The organism is Thalassospira sp. (assembly GCF_040218635.1).
Taxonomy (GTDB): domain Bacteria; phylum Pseudomonadota; class Alphaproteobacteria; order Rhodospirillales; family Thalassospiraceae; genus Thalassospira.
In genome coordinates this window covers 25,303-42,806 of sequence record NZ_JAVJRB010000007.1, presented here as the reverse complement: position 1 = coordinate 42,806, position 17,504 = coordinate 25,303, and the positions used below count along the sequence as shown (strand labels likewise).

The window sequence follows — 17,504 nt, the reverse complement described above, 5'->3', positions numbered from 1 at the left end:
ATCCTTTAGAGCGGCTGTAGTTTTATCGACGTTTCTGGTTGCTGGCTGTCAGACAGTAGATTTGATGTCTCAGCGTTCACTAAGTGGCAACGGCGCACAGTCAGTGCCCCGCGAAGGTGGGCAACACCCCGTCTTCACAGATTCCGTCGTCGAAGACGATGCCGTTCAGGTTCTGGTGCGCGAAAGTATCAACGCATTGGAAGCCCAGAACATGGATGAAGCATCCCGCTTGATCAATCTGGCTTTGAAACTTGATATCACCAATCCGGATTTGCAGTTTCTCAACGGATTAACCTACCATCTGATGGGGGTAAAGGGTGACGCCAGCAAGTTTGAATTGGCCGAGCAAGGTTATCAGCAGGCACTTAAATTTGACCCGGGTAACTTGTCGGCAAATTACCAATTGGGCCTGTTGTATATGGATCAACGGCGTTATGGGCTTGCACAGGGCTATTTCGCAGCCGTTGCCCTTCATCGTGGTGACGATCCGGCAGTGCTTTATAGCCTGGCCTCGGCTTCATATTATGCGCGGGACCCCAAAACGGCGGAAGCCGCGCTAAAGCGTTTGCTGAGCGTTGCACCTGACGCAAATGAACAACCCGAAATCCTGAAAGCTGCGGCGTTGTCTCTCGCCGCAATGGATGATCGCGCGGGGGCAGCGTCGTTTGTCGAGGCCTATCGCAAGGCCGTGTTGGGTCCGGAAAACATCACGTATCTGGAAAACCGGGTTCAGGGGTGGCAGTCCTTTTATGATAGCGATGCCAAGGTCATGATGGCGCAGTATGGAAATGATCCATATGGCTCCAGCAATCCATACGGTTCGAGTAATCCCTATGGTTCCACTGATCCCTATGGTGCGGCGCCCGATCCTTATGCCGCCGCGCCACAGGACGCTTATGGGGCCCCCGGCCCACAAGGTGGTCCAACGCAACAAGGCTTTGTGGATTCAAGTATGGTGGTGGTCGATGTTGTCTTGATCGGCACCCAGGAAGATGTTCGTAATTCGCGCGGCATCAATTTGTTGAACGGATTGCAATTGCAGTTTGGAGACCCACTGACCGGGACGACCGGATTTGGGTATGAGTCAACACGCACCAAGGATTATTTGAATACCGGGCTGGAACAAAGCACCCAAACAATCACGCGTGCAATCAGTATTCCCGCTGTGACATATTCGCTTAATATTGCCAATTCGGCCGATGCAAATAATCAGGTTTTGGCCAAACCAAGTCTGGTGGCGCAGGCGGGGCAAACGTCCGAGTTTTTCTCGGGTACAGAAATTCTTGCTGCTGCGGTTTCCGGCGGCAATGGCGATAGCGTTTCGGTGCAAAAGGAGGTTGGTGTCAAACTTGCCGTCACACCGGAAATTTTGCCTGATGACATGATCCGTTTACATGTCGTAGCTGAACGGACCTTCCTGACCGATCCGTCCAATTCAGTTGTGTTTGAATTCCGCCTCGACACAACCAAGACCAATGTGAACTCAACCGTGACAATGAAGTTCGGCGAGACCCTTGTGCTTGGCGGATTAAGCGAGCGCGAGACATCCAAATCAGCCGATGGCGTGCCGGGTTTGATGGATGTGCCGCTTATCAATCTGTTGTTTTCCCAGCGTGTTGAACGCCATTTCGAACGTTCTGTCCTGATTTTGATGACGCCACGTCGCCCGCATTACGCCCGCCGCGCGCAAGCTGATCGTGATGTTGTGATCGACGAAATGTCGGATCTGGAACGCGACATCGAACGTCTTCAGCTTCGTCATAAAGACTGGTTTACACCGCGCGCAACCTTCAACGAAGTCATTGAAAAGCTGCAAGGACGTGAATTCTTTGAGGAATTCAGAAGCGGCGATGTGAAAGTTCAGTCTTGGCAAAACGACCCCCAAGACCAGCAACACATCGCGATGGTGCGTGAACGTTTGCTTGGTAAATAGCGTTTGTTTTCAAAAACTGTGATGCGAGGTTGTCCAATGACATTGGCAATGCTGCGGTTTTGTCTGGTTATTTTCTGTGTCGCACTTGGTGCAGCCCTGCTTCTCAAGGGTGTTTGGGCGCAAAATACCCCAACCCCACCATCTGTGAATTGGACCCGGTTGCCGGGAACGGCTGTTGATATATCGATCAACAGTCAGGGGCAGGCCTATATCGTTGCGCCGAATGGTACGCCCTGGCGTTGGGATGCGCTGGAACAACGTTGGCGCAAGATGTCTGGTGATTTCGTCCGGATTTCCGCAGCTGAGGGAAATCGCCCGTGGGCGATCAACGCGCAAGGCGTGGTTTTTCGCTATAACGGTTTGTGGTGGGAAAGCAAGGATACAGAAGTTGTCGATGTCGCTGCCGATGCGTTGGGCAACGTCTATATCGCCAAAGTGAACGGTGAAATAAAAAAATGGAACCCGCTGCGTAGTGAATGGCGGACGCTGGAAGGTCAGGCGTATCGCATCGCATTGGATATGGCGGGAAATCCCTGGGCCGTGACCCGCGATGGAAGTATTCGAACTTTCAACGGCAAGGATTGGACTACTGTGCCCGGACGGGCAATCGACATTGCTGTTGGTGCCAATGATACAGTGGTAATTGCCGATGCTGAGGGCCGGATAAGGGTCTGGAACAGTCTACAGCGCAGTTGGCAGGTGCTTGCCGGGGTTGATAGTGTGACAGCGGCGGCGGCGGCACCGGATGGCGGGCCATGGGCGGTCCTCGCGGATGGCAGCATTATGGCGACCACATTGCTGGTCGCACCAGAGCAAATCAAAACTGAACAAGGCCGCGCCCCGGAAGCAAGGGCACCTACGGTGGTCGCACCAGTCGACACAGCCCCTGCGGCCGTTGCTTCTGGAATTTCGGCAGAACCTTTATCAACGACGACGACCGTTGCGCCGTCGCCCCAGGTGGCACCGGTAGCTGCACCTGTGCAGATTGCAAGGCCCCTCACCGCCGCCCCGGTTTCACCTGAAACAGGCGCGCCGCAAAATGGCGCCAAGACGGTTGCGCCCGGGACAGAGAACACTGCCACGCTTGATCCGGTAGCTGTAACGACGGACGAAAATATTACCTTTGTGAACACCCAAAAAAGCGCCTCGACACTGGCAATCGGTCGGGACGGTAGTGTGTTTGGTCTTGATGCCGCAGGGAACATCCTGCGATGGTCGAACACGCGCAAACGCTTCGAAAGCTTCCCGGGCACCCTTATCCGTATTGCAGTTGACGCACAGGGCAACCCATGGGGAATTTCTACTTTGGGGCGGGTATTTCGCCATACGGGAAATTTGTGGAAACAAATCCCCAACGCGACAGGTTCTGACATTGCCATTGGCGCGGATGGATCGGTTGTGATCGCCGGCGCAAATGGAAATTTATCGAAACTGAATGACACAATGACCCGGTTTGATCGTATTCCGGGCCAGGGCCTGTTGGTGGCGGTGGCACCCGATGGCACGCCTTGGACCATTCGTTCTGACAATCTGGTACAGCGTTGCGCATCAACGCCCTGCGAAGTCTTCTCGCAAAAAGCAAAAAGTATCTCCATCGGTCCAGATGGGAGTGTCTATGTCGTCGCCGACAGCAATTTTCTGATGCGTCTGGGCACGGATGGTAAGAATTTTGACGTGATTCAAACGCCAGGTCATACACCACAGAATGTAGCAGTGGGGCCAAATGGTTATCCATGGGTGGTTACGACATCAACACTTGCACTGGCCTCTACGTTCTTTGAACGCAACGAACAGGATGATCGTACAATCGCCGCATCAACAGCCGGTGACACCACCGGCAGCGGAAGTACTGCAGCAGTGGTCGATGTTCCCTCAAACAATGCCTTTACGTTTACGAAGAACTTTGCCTTCGAGACGTTTGTCACGAACCTAAATACGATTGAAGAATTTGTCGTCGGGCAAGATGATGGTGTCTATGTGTATGGTTCGTCCCAAAATCAGGGGCCAAACCCGTTTTTGAAATTCAACAGCACGCAAAAGAAGTTCGAGGAAGTCTCTCTTTCATTCAATCAAGACTTGCGCAACATCGACATTGCGAGCGACGGCAGCATCTGGACGACCGAAAACGGATCGATTTATAGACTGTCGTCAACCGGCAGCATCAAGCGAACCTACAGTGTCACATCCGGTAGTATCGAAAGCTTGTCGATCGGCATCGATAACACGGTTTATGTTGTGATCAGCAACACGCTTTATCACCTTAAGCCGGGAACCAACGCGTTTACCAAATTCAACAATGATGACGTTTCCAAGGTCGCTGTTGGTCGGGCCGGCGATTTGTGGATTATGGATTCCAACAACATCGTCCAGCAATTCACCGGCACAAAATTTGAAAATCGCCCGTTGGGGCAAAGCGTAAATGCAAATGACATCGGAGCGGGCACAGACGGTAGTGTTTATATCTCTGCTTTGGATAACAGCCAGTACGTTTTGAAAAAATGGAATGCCACAAACAACTCGTTCGACACGGTCAAAAATGCGACCCCCAACAGAGTAGATGTTGCATCTGATGGCCGTCCGTGGATTGCAAATACCAGCTCAAGCACTGACGTCAAACGAGCCAAGGATTAACCCCTTTCAATGAGTACCGACCGCATTGGGTTACAGAAAATGACGTCAACACCCTCTCCAGCTTAGGACCTTGGCCCTACAGTCAAGGATTTGGCGCTTTTGATTTGATCACGCTGGCAGTTTCGCCAAATTCAGAAGCCCTCGCCGATTACTCGGCGGGGGCTTTTTCGTGCTCGGCCCCCAATTCTTTATCAAAAAAATGGCCCCGTCGGTGGGGGACCAGACGGGGCCTTGAGTATCACCGTGGGCTTGGGTACGACCACGGTGTTTGAAGCAGGATCAACTGCTTTGTAGTTCGTCCTTAGGCATTATCGCCTGTGTCGCCGGTATCAGCGGTATCGTCAGTGTCACCTGTATCGCCTGTATCGCCTGTATCACCGGTGTCACCCGTATCACCTGTGTCGCCCGTATCACCGGCATCCCCCGCGTCACCGACGTCCGGCTCACCATCATCAGGGGTTTCGCCATCATCTGCGTCCGGACGGGTCAGCTCTTTCCAGCCCTTGGTAATGATGTCCTGCTCGACATCCGGGTCAACGTCAGGCCCGGCTGGTGCGCCAAATACCCGCTGGATACCCGGTGGCAATGCACCGGCAAGCCCTGGCGCGTTTGCAATGCCGGGCGGCATGCTGCGATCTGCAACGCCTTCTTCTTCACCCTCTTCGGCAGATGCAGATTTCGACTGAAGACCAAGCCCCTGCGCGCTGGAACGTGCAGCAGCACTGTTGCCCTGCCCTTTGCCACCATCTGCGCCATTCCCATTGCCGCCACCGTTACCACCGGCATTCCCGTTGCCACCAGCATTGCTGTTACCGGGACCGCCGGAACCACCGCTATTGCCCGGACCATCGGCACCATTGCCGTTACCGTTACCGCCGCTATTGCCGCTGCCTCCCCCATTGCCGCCGGAGTTACCGTTGCCGCCACCATTACCATTGCCACCGCCATTGCCGTTTCCGTTGCCTTGGGCAAATGCAGCATTGTCGGTCATTTTATAGAGGCTGATATCGAACGACACCGGTGTTGCAATCAATGCAAAGGCACCAAGGCCCAGTGCGCTTACCGTGGCGATCTTCGTGCGCAGACGTTTTGTTTCGTGGCGTGTCATTGGTCTTCTCCAATCCAGTGCAGGGAATTTCGTGTTGATTTGCAAGGACAACGCCCCGGCTTATCGCTTTATTCCCAACCGTCGTAATTTTTTCTGTATTTTTTTTGAACTGTGACGGAAGAAACAGACCAACGCGCACGTTATCTACACAATAGGACCCACAAAACCAGAATGGGACACCCGGTTTGGACACCGCACTCAAAACAGAACTAACTGATCTGTTACCGCGCGCCTTGCGGTTTGCGCGGTCATTGACACGTGATCCAATCGCAGCTGAGGACTTGGTACAAACCGCCTATGCCAAAGCAGTCGAGCGGATCCATCAATACGAACCCGGGACCCGGCTTGATAGCTGGATGTACCGGATTATTCAGACCAGCTGGATTGACGAAAAGCGTCGGGACCAGCGACGCGGCAATGTCATTTCGTTTGAAGATGCGCGCGACAGCAGCGCACCGAGCCAAAACCATGGCGGTGTAGACAGAATGTTCCTGCAATCTGCCTTGGCTGCACTGGGGGAAGAACAGCGTTCTGCCATCACATTGGTTTTGATTGAAGGATACAGCTACCGCGAGGCCGGCGACATTCTTCAAGTGCCCGATGGAACCGTCATGAGTCGCGTCGCCCGTGCCCGAAAGGCCCTTGCGGCCCTGCATGACGATGACAGCCAGACAACAGATAACACAGATATTCAACGAGGATCGCCATGACCACAGCATTAACGGATCAGGACTTTATTTTGCTGTCGGCTTATATCGACGGCGAACTCGCACCGACTGAAAGCCGCAAGCTTGAAGACCGGATTGCCAATTTCCCGGTATTGACCCGCCAATTCAACATTATGGCTGGTCAATCCATCGTCCTGCGCAACCAGTCCGAAAGGCTTCTGCCTGATGCGCTTTATCCGGAACTTTCGAAAAACATCGAAGATATTCTCGATAACAAGCCAATCCCGTCGCGTGTCCGGACCTATACAGACAGTGGCAAGACATCAATCACACCACCGCACGCGGCAAATGGCAACACTGCGATCTGGACCGGTATTGGTGCGGCCGCAGCCGTTCTGATCGCCTTTGTCGGTGGCAATTGGTTTAGTCAGATGGCGGCAACTGACGTCGCAAGCCTATCTGACGGTAATGCGCAACTTGTGACCTATTCGCCGGTTAGCAATCCGGTACTTGATCAGGAAATCAGTCTGACACTGGAAAAGACTCTAAGCGGTGCAATCCGCCATGTCGCCCTTGATCAAGGGAATTCTGATAATGCGGAAACATTGATCGAACCGCTGCGCACCTTCCGTCAGTCCGGGCATTTTTGCCGTGAATATCAGGTGACGTTCCCGACCAATACCTTCGCCAATGGTCCTGACAGTTTTTATGGCCGCGCATGCCGCACCGGCGATGGTCAATGGGAAACGGTTTATCGCTTGATCCCAGGCGCCAGCCTGCCCGAGATCGAAGATCCCATGGCACCGAAACAGAAACTCTAAACGCAATCAGACAGTAATCGGGTATCCACCAGTTGCTGCCTGATTGCGACTTGACGACCAAGATGAGAAGACACAAATATAAAGAATGAGCAGGATCGAACCAATGACTACGCCCAATCTGATGCGCCCGGTAACGGCGCTTTTTTGCGTTTTCGCCCTTGTCGCACTTGGCAGTTGTCAAACGATGGATGACTTTTCCCAATCCCTGAACGATCTCAATGACGGGCTGGGCGCCTACGCAAAAGAAACGCCAAATTCCGGACCTGAACTTGCCCCGGCATCCTTGCCAAGCTTTGGTGTTGGCGACGCATTTGTTTTTGACAGCGGCCGGGCCATTTATGTCAAAAGCCTGAATGGCGATCGCGTCGAATGGAATGGCGGCGGGGACTACCGATTTGAAACAACGGCGGATTTCACCGGTCCCAACCTTGACTGGTCCTATACCGATCAGGAAGACCGCAAAAGAACTGGCAGTGCGACGGTCAAGGAAGGCTCAGAAACCATCTGGCCACTCTCGGTTGCGAAGTTTGTCCGGGTATCGACGAAATCGGAAAATATTGATCCCGATACCGGCGATACCAACAGTTTCGACCAATGGCTGACTTGCAAGGTTCCAGCCACCGAAACGGTCGAAGTCCCAGCAGGCACCTTTGACAGTTTCGTCATTGAATGTGCGCGGTATTACAAACAATGGTGGATGCAAACGACCAGATGGTGGTACGCGCCCGACGTCGGCTTTTACGTAAAGCGGTATCGCAAGTGGAATTCAGATGAGGAAGATGAAGAAAGCCTTCTGACCTACGGTCCCGCACCGGCCAAAATTCCACAGAAACAGCGCGAACGCGTGTCAGACACCGTTCAAGTCGCACTCGAGAATATCAATTCTGGTGATACCAAACGCGCAACACAGTCTTCCCTGACCATCGCAATCACCCCCCTTAAGACAGTACAAACGGACAAGGGGGTTTGGTGTCGCACATATCGCCAAGAACTCAGTGCGCGCAGCCGAACCAGCGAACAGATCAAAACCGCCTGTCGCACCGATGACGGGTGGGTTATTGAAGACGAGGTTGCCGACAAGGCGAGTTAAGCCATCAGTCAGATCATTGTCGCATCACCCCTGTTGGAACGGCTCATATCCCGATGGAAGAGTGTCCTTACTTCCAAGGGCGTGACCAACCAAGACTGGTCACAAGTGTGCTAGTACTGCGCCTGCCCAAGGATCTGGTCGAGTTCGCCACTATCGCGCAATTTCTTCAGGCCCTGATTGAAATCATTCATGATGGTTTGGGCTCTGGGGTGTTTTGGGCCAATGATGAAATGTAAGGGCATATCAGAAAGGCTTTCATCGATATGACCAAAATCATCTTCGGAAAACCCACCCTCGGTTATCGCGGCAAGGGCTTCTGGCACGGGGGAGACAACGCTATCGACCCGCCCCGCGGCAAGCAATTTGAAACAGGTTTTCATATCCGGTGGCGAAACGCGGTTTGCCTGTCCTGATCCAAGCAGGCGCCCCGTCTGGCCAAGTTCCCCATGCCCCAATGGCAAACAAATCGCCTTACCGACCAGATCAATATTATCGCGATAAGGGTCCCGTTTTTTGGAAAACCAGCCATAGGCAGACAGATTGGCAATCGGATTAGAAAACAACATTGACCGAGCACGTTCAGGCGTTTGCGCATAGGGGTACGTACCATCGACTTCCCCTTCAAGCGTCATTTCATACCCTTTGAGCCAAGAACGCCAGATCACCGTCACCTGCTGATAACCGGCAATGTCAAAACTTCTGCGAACAACTTGGGTAATGATGCCACCGCCATCAAACTTTCGATCTGCGAAAGGGGGAAAAGCATCGCCGGTGACCAATCTGATTTCTTGGCGAAGTTCATCTGCCATTACAGGCGATGCGGATGCAAAGCCCGCCAAGATCAAGACCGTATAAAGAATGCGCCGCGCTATTGTGACCATCGCGCTGTGATCGCCTTTTGTTTCATGCTTTCTATAGGTTAGAAAATATTACGCTTCTTTCAAGCCCGGAACGATCCCAGAAGCAACTTTAAATCTGTCCAACAAAAAAGTCCCGATCAAAAATGACCGGGACTTTCGCGTTAAACGCTTACTGCGTAGAGGGTTCCGAGCGTTTTACGATGCAGCCTTGCGCACAAATCTGCCATTCTGGAAATCGTCAAAGGCCTGCATCAGTTCCTGTTTGCTGCTCATGACGAACGGGCCATAGCGCACAACCTGTTCATGCAACGGACGGGCTGCAATCACCAACATCCGCCCACCGTCTTCGCCCCCTTTGAGCGTCACACTGTTCCCGTTGCGCAAAACCGCCAGATGGTGCGTCGGAACGTCTTTACCGGCAATCACCGCATCGCCGATGAAAACATAGACAACCCCGGCATGGCCTTCTGGCATCGGGATGGAAACTTCTGCACCGGCATCAAGTTTGACATCAACAAACACCGGATCAGTCGAAATTCCGTTGATCGGACCGGTTTTGCCAAACATTTCACCGGCAACAAGGCGCAGATCAACCCCCTCACTTACGGCAATTTCAGGCACATCCGGCGCTTCGATATTCTGGTAGCGCGGATCGATCATTTTGTCCTTGGCAGGCAGGTTGATCCACAGTTGGAACCCCTGCAAAAGGCCGTTTTCCTGCTTGGGTGTTTCAGAATGAATGATCCCGCTTCCGGCTGTCATCCATTGCACACCACCTGATCGCAAAACACCTTCTGAGCCAATGCTGTCTTTATGACCCATTGCGCCTTCGACCATATAGGTCACAGTTTCAAAGCCACGATGGGGATGTTCCGGGAAACCGGCAATGTAATCATCGGCATTGTCGGTCGAGATTGAATCAAGCATCAGGAACGGATCAAGCATATCAAGCTGTGGCGAGCCAATAGAGCGTTTCAGCGAAACCCCTGCCCCGTCCGAGGTATCCATGGCCCGCAAAACCCTTTTCACACCGCGTGCTTTTGTATCGGCATCCGACATTTTCAAATCTCCTGAGCTCACCGGTGCTGCGCACCAGATACAATTTCATTGCACCACTTTCGCACAAAACTGTCGCCAAACAAGACGCAATCAGGCACCGGATTGTTTCCATATGTGCGAAAATATACAAAAAGGCAGTCCCGTTGGCGGAACTGCCTTTCTTGTTCATAACAGATTTTAAGGCTTAGCCAGCCAGTTTTGCGGCAAGTTCAGCAACATGCTTGCCTTGGAACTTGGCGATATCAAGCTCGTTCTCCGACGGCTGGCGCGAACCATCAGCCCCGGCAAGGGTTGATGCGCCATAAGGCGACCCGCCCGTGATTTCATCCATATTGGTCAGGCCGGCACAGCTATAAGGTACGCCAACAATCACCATGCCATGATGGAGCAAGGTCGTATGGGTTGAGGTGATCGTGGTTTCCTGACCACCGTGCTGGGTGCCGGTCGAGGCAAAAACAGAACCGATTTTGCCGATCAAAGCGCCCTTGGCCCAAAGGCCGCCGGTCTGGTCAAAGAAGTTCCGCATCTGGGCTGACATATTGCCAAAGCGGGTTGGCACACCAAAAATAATCGCATCATATTCTGGAAGATCCGAAACACTTGCAATCGGTGCAGCTTGATCAAGTTTCGCACCGGCGGCCTTTGCGGCCTCTTCTGGCATGATTTCCGGGACACGTTTGATGTCGACATGCGTACCGGCAACGCCGCGCGCACCTTCTGCCACGGCATTGGCCATGGTTTCGATATGCCCATACATGGAATAATAGAGAACAAGTACCTTGGTCATAGCGAGCTCCTTGGATGATGTGTCAATTTTTTATGATGGCAGTCTCAGGCGACATTCGAAACGTACAGGTTGGAAACAAACTGATGCATGAAACGCAACAACCGTTAATCCACCTTTACGTTTAAATTATGCCCCCGGATTGCTGGCGAGATATTGCACGACCTGATCGGGGAAATCGGTGAAAATGCCATCAATCCCGGCATCGTCAAAAATCGCCTTTAATGCAATATCCATATCCCCGGCCCACTTCGGCAATTGATCCGCACGCAACGTATAGGGATGAACCATAAGCTGTGCCCGTTGGGCCGAAATCAGGGTGGGTGTCATCATCGCCGTGCCATTCTCGCTCAGCCCTTCAATGACCTGAGGCAACCATGGGCCAATGCCATCCACGACCTTGGCCATGTCAAGAATGCCGTCTCTGGATTTCAGATAGTCATAATCGGTTCCGTCCGGTGCGCCCCAGCGGTTTTCGCCGATCAATTGTACCAGCTTGCCCTGATAATTCAGTTCATTGCGGATACGCTGCGTTTCGGCCCAGTCAAAGCACTGAACAAAGGCATTTGAAGCCGGATTGTTATAGCCCCATTTCTCAAGGACCGAGATCACGGTTTTGGTGATGTCCTGCCCTTCGGCACGGTGGAAAGCCGGGTCTTTGATTTCGGGATAAATGCCAACATCGCGCCCGGTGGAATGGTTCAGTCCCTGAACAAGTTTGATTTCTTCTTCCAGTGTCGGGACTTTGAACATGCCAAATTCACCCGGGAAACGATCCGCATAAACCTGCTTGCCGGTATCGGCCTTAAACCGTTCGGTGACGTTCAGGGTTTTGATTTCGGCCAAGGTGAAATCAATTGCGTAATACCGCCCGTCTTCGCGGGTACGTTCGGGGAATTTTTGCGCAACGTCGGTGGTGGTATCAAGATGAATGTCATGAAGGATGACCGGAATGCCGTCCTTTGACAGAACCACATCCTGTTCGATGTAGTCGGCCCGCATGCCATAGGCCAGCGCCTTTGCCGCCAAAGTATGTTCTGGCAAATAGCCCGACGCACCGCGATGGGCGATAACGACTTTTTCCTGCGTCACATCCTGGGCAAGTGCGTGACCAACACTTGGTCCAAACATATTCAGACCAATCAACGCAGCGAAAACCGACAGGCTGACAGCAAACAGTGCTGCACGGATCGTCTTTTTAACCATCATCCCAAAATCCTTAATGCCATTTGCCACCGCCATACTTTCCTGCGGCGTTTTCTGGACTATAGGCTCAGCCTTTGGGCTGAGAAACGCTCCTGTGTGTTGTTTTCACGTTCTTCATGAAACTGTTACACACCCAGATAACGCTTGATGACCGGTTGAGTTCCACAACCATTTAATTGACCCGTTAGCACAATTGCCACTGGACAAATTTCGCACGATACCAATTTAGCATAGAACAAGGTTCACACGGCTCTGGTGGTATTGGAGATCCAAATTAAAAATACATTTTCTCTAAGAAAGTTGCGGTTCCTGACACTAACCATTGCGACGATCGGCATCGTCATCACAGGGGCAACAGCATGGCAGTTACACACCGGAAACCTGAACTATATCCACACTGCCGTTGAAAAAATCGCAGAAGAGACGACGGCTGCAATCAGCGAGCGCTTCAAGCTTTACCAATATGGGTTGAGCGGTACGAAAGGTGTCATTCTTGCTTCTGGCGAAAACGACCTTACCCGCAAGAAGTTTGTTCAGTACAGCCAAATCCGCGATATCGATACAGAATTCCCCGGCGCGCGTGGCTTTGGCTTTATCCGGCGCGTTGCTGTCAGTGACGAGGCCGAATTTCTGGAACAAGCACGTAAAGACGATGCCCCGTCTTTTTCAATTCGACAGTTAACCCCCAATTCCATCGAACGATACGTCATACAATATATCGAGCCCTCCGCCAGAAACATGGAGGCCATTGGCCTTGATATCGGGTCAGAAGCCAACCGACGCAAAGCAGCCGATGATGCGATGAAAACCGGAACAGTCCAGCTTACCGGACCGATCACGCTCGTACAGGCATCGGGTAAAACAAAGCAGGCTTTTCTGATTCTGGCGCCGGTATATAGACCCGGAAGCGATCTGGAAACTGAAGCACAACGCGTTTCGGCTGCGTTTGGCTGGAGCTACGCCCCCTTGTTGATGGAAGAAGTTCTTGCCGATCTGGATATTTATAACGGTGCTTACGAACTTGACGTGATTGACGTTACCGATCCGAGCAACGCCGTCACCTTTTTCAGGAACCTGCCGGAAGGTTCGGTTGCTAAAACCGATTTCGACCACAGCATAAAAATTGAAATTTTTGGCCGGGTCTGGTTGATCAACCTTATTGTCACACCCGAATTTATTCGAAACCTTAATCTGACATCGCCCGAGGCTGTACTGGCGGCGGGAACTACTGCCAGCATTGCACTGGCACTTTTGTTCGCCGCGATGATGTCGAACCTGCGCAATAAGCGCGATGCCATGGAACGACGCGCCGAACTGGCATCCATCGTCGAATCCTCGTTTGATGCAATTATTGGCCGTGACCTTTCAGGGATCATAACAAGCTGGAACCCCGGCGCGACGGCCTTGTTTGGCTATAGTCAGGAAGAAGCCCTGGGGAAATCGTTCAATGAAATTCTGGTTCCCCTGACCTTGCGACAGGAAGAAGTTGAACTTACCGCACGACTTGAAACCGGGCAGCAGGTTGAAAACTTTGAAACGCAAAGACTGCGCAAGAATGGAACGCCGGTTGATGTTTCGGTTACGGCATCGCCCATCAGATCGAAATCGGGAGAAATCATAGGATCTTCCAAAACAATGCGGGATTTCACCGAACAGAAAAGAGCCCGTATACGCATCAGCGAGATGAACGAAAATCTTGAAGCAATGATCGCCGAACGTACGGCTGAATTGACCAGTGTGAATTCTCTACTGACAAACATTTTACGGTCAGCATCAGATGTCGCAATCATTGCAACCAATGAAAACGGTCTGATTACGTTATTTAACAGCGGTGCTGAACATTTGCTGGGATACGACCGGTCGGACGCCATTGATAAAATGGATATTTTTAGCCTGTTCAAACAGGAAGAACTTGGAAAGCGTGCCGCGCTCCTGTCCGAACGTTACGGCCATGCCATAACGCAAAATCAGGCCCTGTTTTACGATGCACTTAATGGTCGGTCGATGGCTACCGACTGGACGCATGTCAGAAAAGATACAACGGAATTCAACGCCTCGACCATTATATCGGAAATTCAGGACGAAGAAGGAACACACCGCGGGTTCTTGTTTGTCTCGATCAATATCACACAGCAATATAACTTCCGCCGTCAGTTGGAGATTGCACGAAATCAACTTGAAATGGCTGCTGATGTTGCCGAAATGGGTGTTTGGTCCTGGGAGGTTGCAGATAATTCTCTGCAATGGAATGACCATATGTTCAAAATTTATGGATATCCCGAAACCGTAAAAAACAAGGGCGTCAAACTTGACCATTGGACTTCCCGCCTCGCCCCGAAAGACATCGAAAGAGCACAAAATCGCCTATCTTCTCTTATTGAAGGGACGAATGATTTCAACATCAATTTTGAGATTATAACGCCTGCAGGCGAACAGCGTGTTCTTCAGGCCGGCGCGGATGTCGAACGCGACGAACAGGGAAATGCCATCCGGGTAACAGGCTTCAATCTGGACATCACAGACCAGATTCATCGGGAAGAATTACTGCAACAAGCTAAAGAAAGTGCCGACAGGGCAAATGTCGCAAAATCAAACTTTCTTGCAAATATGAGCCATGAAATTCGCACGCCGATGAATGCCGTGCTCGGGATGCTGCAACTCACACAGCAAACCGACCTTACGGCCACTCAAAATGACTATCTAACCAAAGCACAAAGTTCGGCAAAGGCACTGCTTGGAATATTAAACGATATTCTCGACTACTCTAAAATTGAAGCAGGCAAACTGGAACTCGACATGCACGAGTTCGAACTTCATCAATTGTTTGAGGATCTGGCCGACACGTTTTATGGCAGTCACCACAACGACAATGTCGATCTGATTTTCAACGTCTCATCCGATATTCCAATGCGGGTCATAAGTGACGGCCTTAAATTGCAACAGGTCCTGACCAATCTCGCCGGGAACGCGTTAAAGTTCACCCAGAACGGGTATGTCTGCATTTCCGTCACGCCCGTCACAGGCCAACAAGCACTTTCAACGAGACTTCGCTTCGCCGTTGAAGACACCGGCATTGGCATTTCAGATCAACAACTAGCGCGCCTGTTTACCGGCTTCACACAGGCAGAGGCGTCAACCACGCGCAGATTTGGTGGAACCGGTCTGGGCCTGACAATCAGTGAAAGCATTGTTGCGGCCCTTGGTGGGAAAATTAACGTAGAGAGTCAGATTGACAGAGGAAGTGTGTTCTCGTTCGAACTTGAATTTGATGTGCCTGCCGGTTCTAACAATACTGCAATTCCTTCTGAGAACGCTCCGACGAACGAGGCGGTCTATTTGCTCTCCGTGACGGATAAAGCGAGGGAAATTTATCAAAAATCTCTGACCCCTCTTACGTCCAGCCCACGCGACTGTCAGTTGGTGATCTCAGAATCTCTGGCCGGGTTTATCAAATCTTTGCCAGCCCCAAACCAGCCAAACCAGACGCTGGTAACAATGATCATTGATGAACACGGCTTATCTGATAACGACACCCGTGATCTGGTCAATGCACTGGCTGCCTTTGACACTGATAGTACGCAAATTGTTTCGCTGTGCAGGCAAGAAAGCAATCTAAAAAAGGTTGATCCTTCCTTGCCTGTACGCACGCTTCAAAAACCTTTTACGTCCCGATGCCTTCACGCTGCGCTCGAAAGAACATTAACAGTAGACGGACACGCAACCATCAACATCGCCAAGCCGAAGACCGCACGTCTTGCAGGTTTGAATATTCTGGTCGTTGAAGACAATCTATTGAACAGAGAAGTCGCCAAAGGACTGCTACAAAGCGAGGGTGCTACAGTTAGCTGCGCGGTTAACGGCCTAGAGGGCGTTGAGAAGGCGCTCGCACCAAATCAGACTTATGATTTTGTTATGATGGATGTACAGATGCCTAAAATGGATGGCATGGACGCAACACGCGAAATCCGGAAGTTCAAATCGAAATCTGAACTTCCGATTATTGCAATGACAGCAAATGCATCTCACAGCGACCGGGCGAGCTGCCTTGATGCCGGCATGAACGCCCATTTAAGCAAACCGATCGACCCTGAAGAGTTGGTATCTGTACTCATCGACACGGATAATGCTGAACGGAAAACACACCCTTGATCTTCCTAACGATTAAGCTCGCCCGTCATGCGATCAAGCCCATCCAGGCTTAATGGGAACATGCGCCCGGCCATCAGTTTGTGCATGATCTGGATCGATTGATGATGTGGCCACCAGTTTTCCGACTGCGGATTGATCCATGCGGCATGGCCGAAATGATCAAGTAAACGTTGAAGCCAAACAGCGCCTGATTCTGCGTTCCAATGTTCCACCGCCCCGCCGGGATAGGTGATTTCATAGGGGCTCATGGTGGCATCGCCAACGATCACGAGTTTGTAGTCCACGCCATATTTATTGATCACGTCCCAGGTTGATACCTGTTCGTTCCAACGCCGCGCATTATCCTTCCAAAGCCCTTCATACGGACAGTTGTGGAAGTAATAATATTCAAGATGTTTGAATTCGGTTTTGACCGCAGAAAACAGTTCTTCACAGACCTTGATATGGTCATCCATCGACCCGCCGACATCAAACAGCATCAGGACCTTGACCGCGTTATGGCGTTCGGGGCGCATCTGCACATCAAGCCACCCCTGCCGTGCAGTTGACGTGATGGTGCCGGGCAAATCAAGCTCGTCCGCCGCCCCGGTGCGTGCCCATTTGCGCAACCGGCGCAAGGCAACCTTGATGTTGCGCGTGCCGATTTCGACACTGTCATCAAGGTTTTTAAATTCGCGTTTGTCCCAGACTTTGACCGCGCGGCGATGGCGGGATTTATCCTGCCCGATCCGCACCCCTTCGGGGTTGTAGCCATACGCGCCAAACGGCGACGTTCCAGCCGTTCCGATCCATTTACTGCCCCCTTGATGGCGGCCTTTTTGGTCTTCCAAACGCTGTTTAAGCGTCTCCATCAGCTTTTCCCAACCGCCAAGGGCTTCGATCTCGGCCTTTTCTTCGTCCGTCAGGAACTTTTCAGCGAGTTTGCGCAACCATTCATCGGGGATTTCGGTTTGCCCGACCTCATCCATGCCATCGGCAAGGTCAATCACACCTTTGAAATGTTCGGAAAAAACCCGGTCGAACTTGTCAAGATGGCGTTCATCCTTCACCAAGGCCGCGCGAGAAAGATAATAGAAATCCTCTACCGAATATCCCGCCAGTCCCTTTTCCACCGCCTCAAGCAACAGCAGATATTCGCGCAAGGATACCGGAACGCGGATCTCTTTAAGCTTATAGAAAAAGCCGGTGAACATCC

At 51.8% G+C, this 17,504-nt stretch carries 12 protein-coding genes; 6 read left to right on the top strand and 6 right to left on the bottom strand.

The genetic code is table 11. The annotated features are described in order from the left end of the window. The first annotated feature begins 64 nt into the window (after window positions 1–64). On the top strand, window positions 65–1,933 hold the full coding sequence (locus tag RIC05_RS06660; protein WP_350046418.1) for a secretin GspD/PilQ domain-containing protein: 1,869 nt from the start codon (window positions 65–67) through the stop codon (window positions 1,931–1,933). Window positions 1,934–1,969: 36 nt separating this feature from the next. Continuing rightward, window positions 1,970–4,564: a hypothetical protein gene (locus RIC05_RS06655; protein WP_350046417.1), complete on the top strand. Its 2,595-nt coding sequence runs from the start codon at window positions 1,970–1,972 to the stop codon at window positions 4,562–4,564. Window positions 4,565–4,865: 301 nt separating this feature from the next. Here RIC05_RS06655 and RIC05_RS06650 read toward each other — a convergent pair whose 3' ends face one another. Further along, window positions 4,866–5,672 (bottom strand): hypothetical protein, encoded by an 807-nt coding sequence (locus tag RIC05_RS06650; protein WP_350046416.1) that lies wholly within the window; start codon window positions 5,670–5,672, stop codon window positions 4,866–4,868. A gap of 185 nt (window positions 5,673–5,857) precedes the next feature. Here RIC05_RS06650 and RIC05_RS06645 point away from each other — a divergent pair, with 185 nt between their 5' ends. From RIC05_RS06645 to RIC05_RS06635, 3 genes are all read left to right on the top strand, one after another. After that, window positions 5,858–6,382 carry a sigma-70 family RNA polymerase sigma factor gene (locus RIC05_RS06645; protein ID WP_350046415.1) on the top strand — a complete coding sequence of 175 codons (525 nt, stop codon included), beginning with the start codon at window positions 5,858–5,860 and terminating at the stop codon, window positions 6,380–6,382. Further along, complete coding sequence (locus RIC05_RS06640) at window positions 6,379–7,161, top strand: RT0821/Lpp0805 family surface protein (RefSeq protein ID WP_350046414.1); 783 nt, start codon at window positions 6,379–6,381, stop codon at window positions 7,159–7,161. The genes RIC05_RS06645 and RIC05_RS06640 overlap by 4 nt, the downstream gene beginning before the upstream one ends. A gap of 103 nt (window positions 7,162–7,264) precedes the next feature. Beyond that, window positions 7,265–8,251 carry a hypothetical protein gene (locus tag RIC05_RS06635; RefSeq protein WP_350046413.1) on the top strand — a complete coding sequence of 329 codons (987 nt, stop codon included), beginning with the start codon at window positions 7,265–7,267 and terminating at the stop codon, window positions 8,249–8,251. Window positions 8,252–8,361: 110 nt separating this feature from the next. Here RIC05_RS06635 and RIC05_RS06630 read toward each other — a convergent pair whose 3' ends face one another. The 4 genes from RIC05_RS06630 to glpQ form a co-directional block, all read right to left on the bottom strand. Further along, window positions 8,362–9,132: a substrate-binding periplasmic protein gene (locus tag RIC05_RS06630; RefSeq protein WP_350059748.1), complete on the bottom strand. Its 771-nt coding sequence runs from the start codon at window positions 9,130–9,132 to the stop codon at window positions 8,362–8,364. A gap of 174 nt (window positions 9,133–9,306) precedes the next feature. Further along, window positions 9,307–10,170: a pirin family protein gene (locus RIC05_RS06625; protein ID WP_350046411.1), complete on the bottom strand. Its 864-nt coding sequence runs from the start codon at window positions 10,168–10,170 to the stop codon at window positions 9,307–9,309. 184 nt (window positions 10,171–10,354) lie between these two features. After that, the gene (gene wrbA / locus RIC05_RS06620; RefSeq protein WP_350046410.1) at window positions 10,355–10,957 is read right to left on the bottom strand and encodes an NAD(P)H:quinone oxidoreductase; all 603 of its coding nucleotides are present in this window, start codon (window positions 10,955–10,957) and stop codon (window positions 10,355–10,357) included. Between the two features lie 126 nt (window positions 10,958–11,083). Then, window positions 11,084–12,163, bottom strand: a complete 1,080-nt coding sequence (gene glpQ, locus RIC05_RS06615; RefSeq protein ID WP_350046409.1) for a glycerophosphodiester phosphodiesterase — start codon at window positions 12,161–12,163, stop codon at window positions 11,084–11,086. Window positions 12,164–12,415: 252 nt separating this feature from the next. On the opposite strand from glpQ, the gene RIC05_RS06610 reads away from it, so the two are divergent. After that, window positions 12,416–16,309, top strand: a complete 3,894-nt coding sequence (locus tag RIC05_RS06610; RefSeq protein WP_350046408.1) for a PAS domain-containing hybrid sensor histidine kinase/response regulator — start codon at window positions 12,416–12,418, stop codon at window positions 16,307–16,309. Between the two features lie 5 nt (window positions 16,310–16,314). On the opposite strand, the gene RIC05_RS06605 is transcribed toward RIC05_RS06610, so the two are convergent. Further along, window positions 16,315–17,502, bottom strand: coding sequence for a vWA domain-containing protein (locus RIC05_RS06605; RefSeq protein WP_350046407.1), 1,188 nt, complete (start codon window positions 17,500–17,502; stop codon window positions 16,315–16,317). Between the last annotated feature and the right edge of the window lie 2 nt (window positions 17,503–17,504).

Excerpts from the sequence above, each read along its gene's own strand:
- RIC05_RS06630 (WP_350059748.1), bottom strand. The coding sequence starts at position 9,132 with ATGGTCACAATAGCGCGGCGCATTCTTTATACGGTCTTGATCTTGGCG.
- glpQ (WP_350046409.1), bottom strand. The coding sequence starts at position 12,163 with ATGATGGTTAAAAAGACGATCCGTGCAGCACTGTTTGCTGTCAGCCTG.
- RIC05_RS06640 (WP_350046414.1), top strand. The coding sequence starts at position 6,379 with ATGACCACAGCATTAACGGATCAGGACTTTATTTTGCTGTCGGCTTAT.
- RIC05_RS06625 (WP_350046411.1), bottom strand. The coding sequence starts at position 10,170 with ATGTCGGATGCCGATACAAAAGCACGCGGTGTGAAAAGGGTTTTGCGG.
- RIC05_RS06635 (WP_350046413.1), top strand. The coding sequence starts at position 7,265 with ATGACTACGCCCAATCTGATGCGCCCGGTAACGGCGCTTTTTTGCGTT.
- RIC05_RS06660 (WP_350046418.1), top strand. The coding sequence starts at position 65 with ATGTCTCAGCGTTCACTAAGTGGCAACGGCGCACAGTCAGTGCCCCGC.
- wrbA (WP_350046410.1), bottom strand. The coding sequence starts at position 10,957 with ATGACCAAGGTACTTGTTCTCTATTATTCCATGTATGGGCATATCGAA.
- RIC05_RS06655 (WP_350046417.1), top strand. The coding sequence starts at position 1,970 with ATGACATTGGCAATGCTGCGGTTTTGTCTGGTTATTTTCTGTGTCGCA.
- RIC05_RS06650 (WP_350046416.1), bottom strand. The coding sequence starts at position 5,672 with ATGACACGCCACGAAACAAAACGTCTGCGCACGAAGATCGCCACGGTA.
- RIC05_RS06605 (WP_350046407.1), bottom strand. The coding sequence starts at position 17,502 with ATGTTCACCGGCTTTTTCTATAAGCTTAAAGAGATCCGCGTTCCGGTA.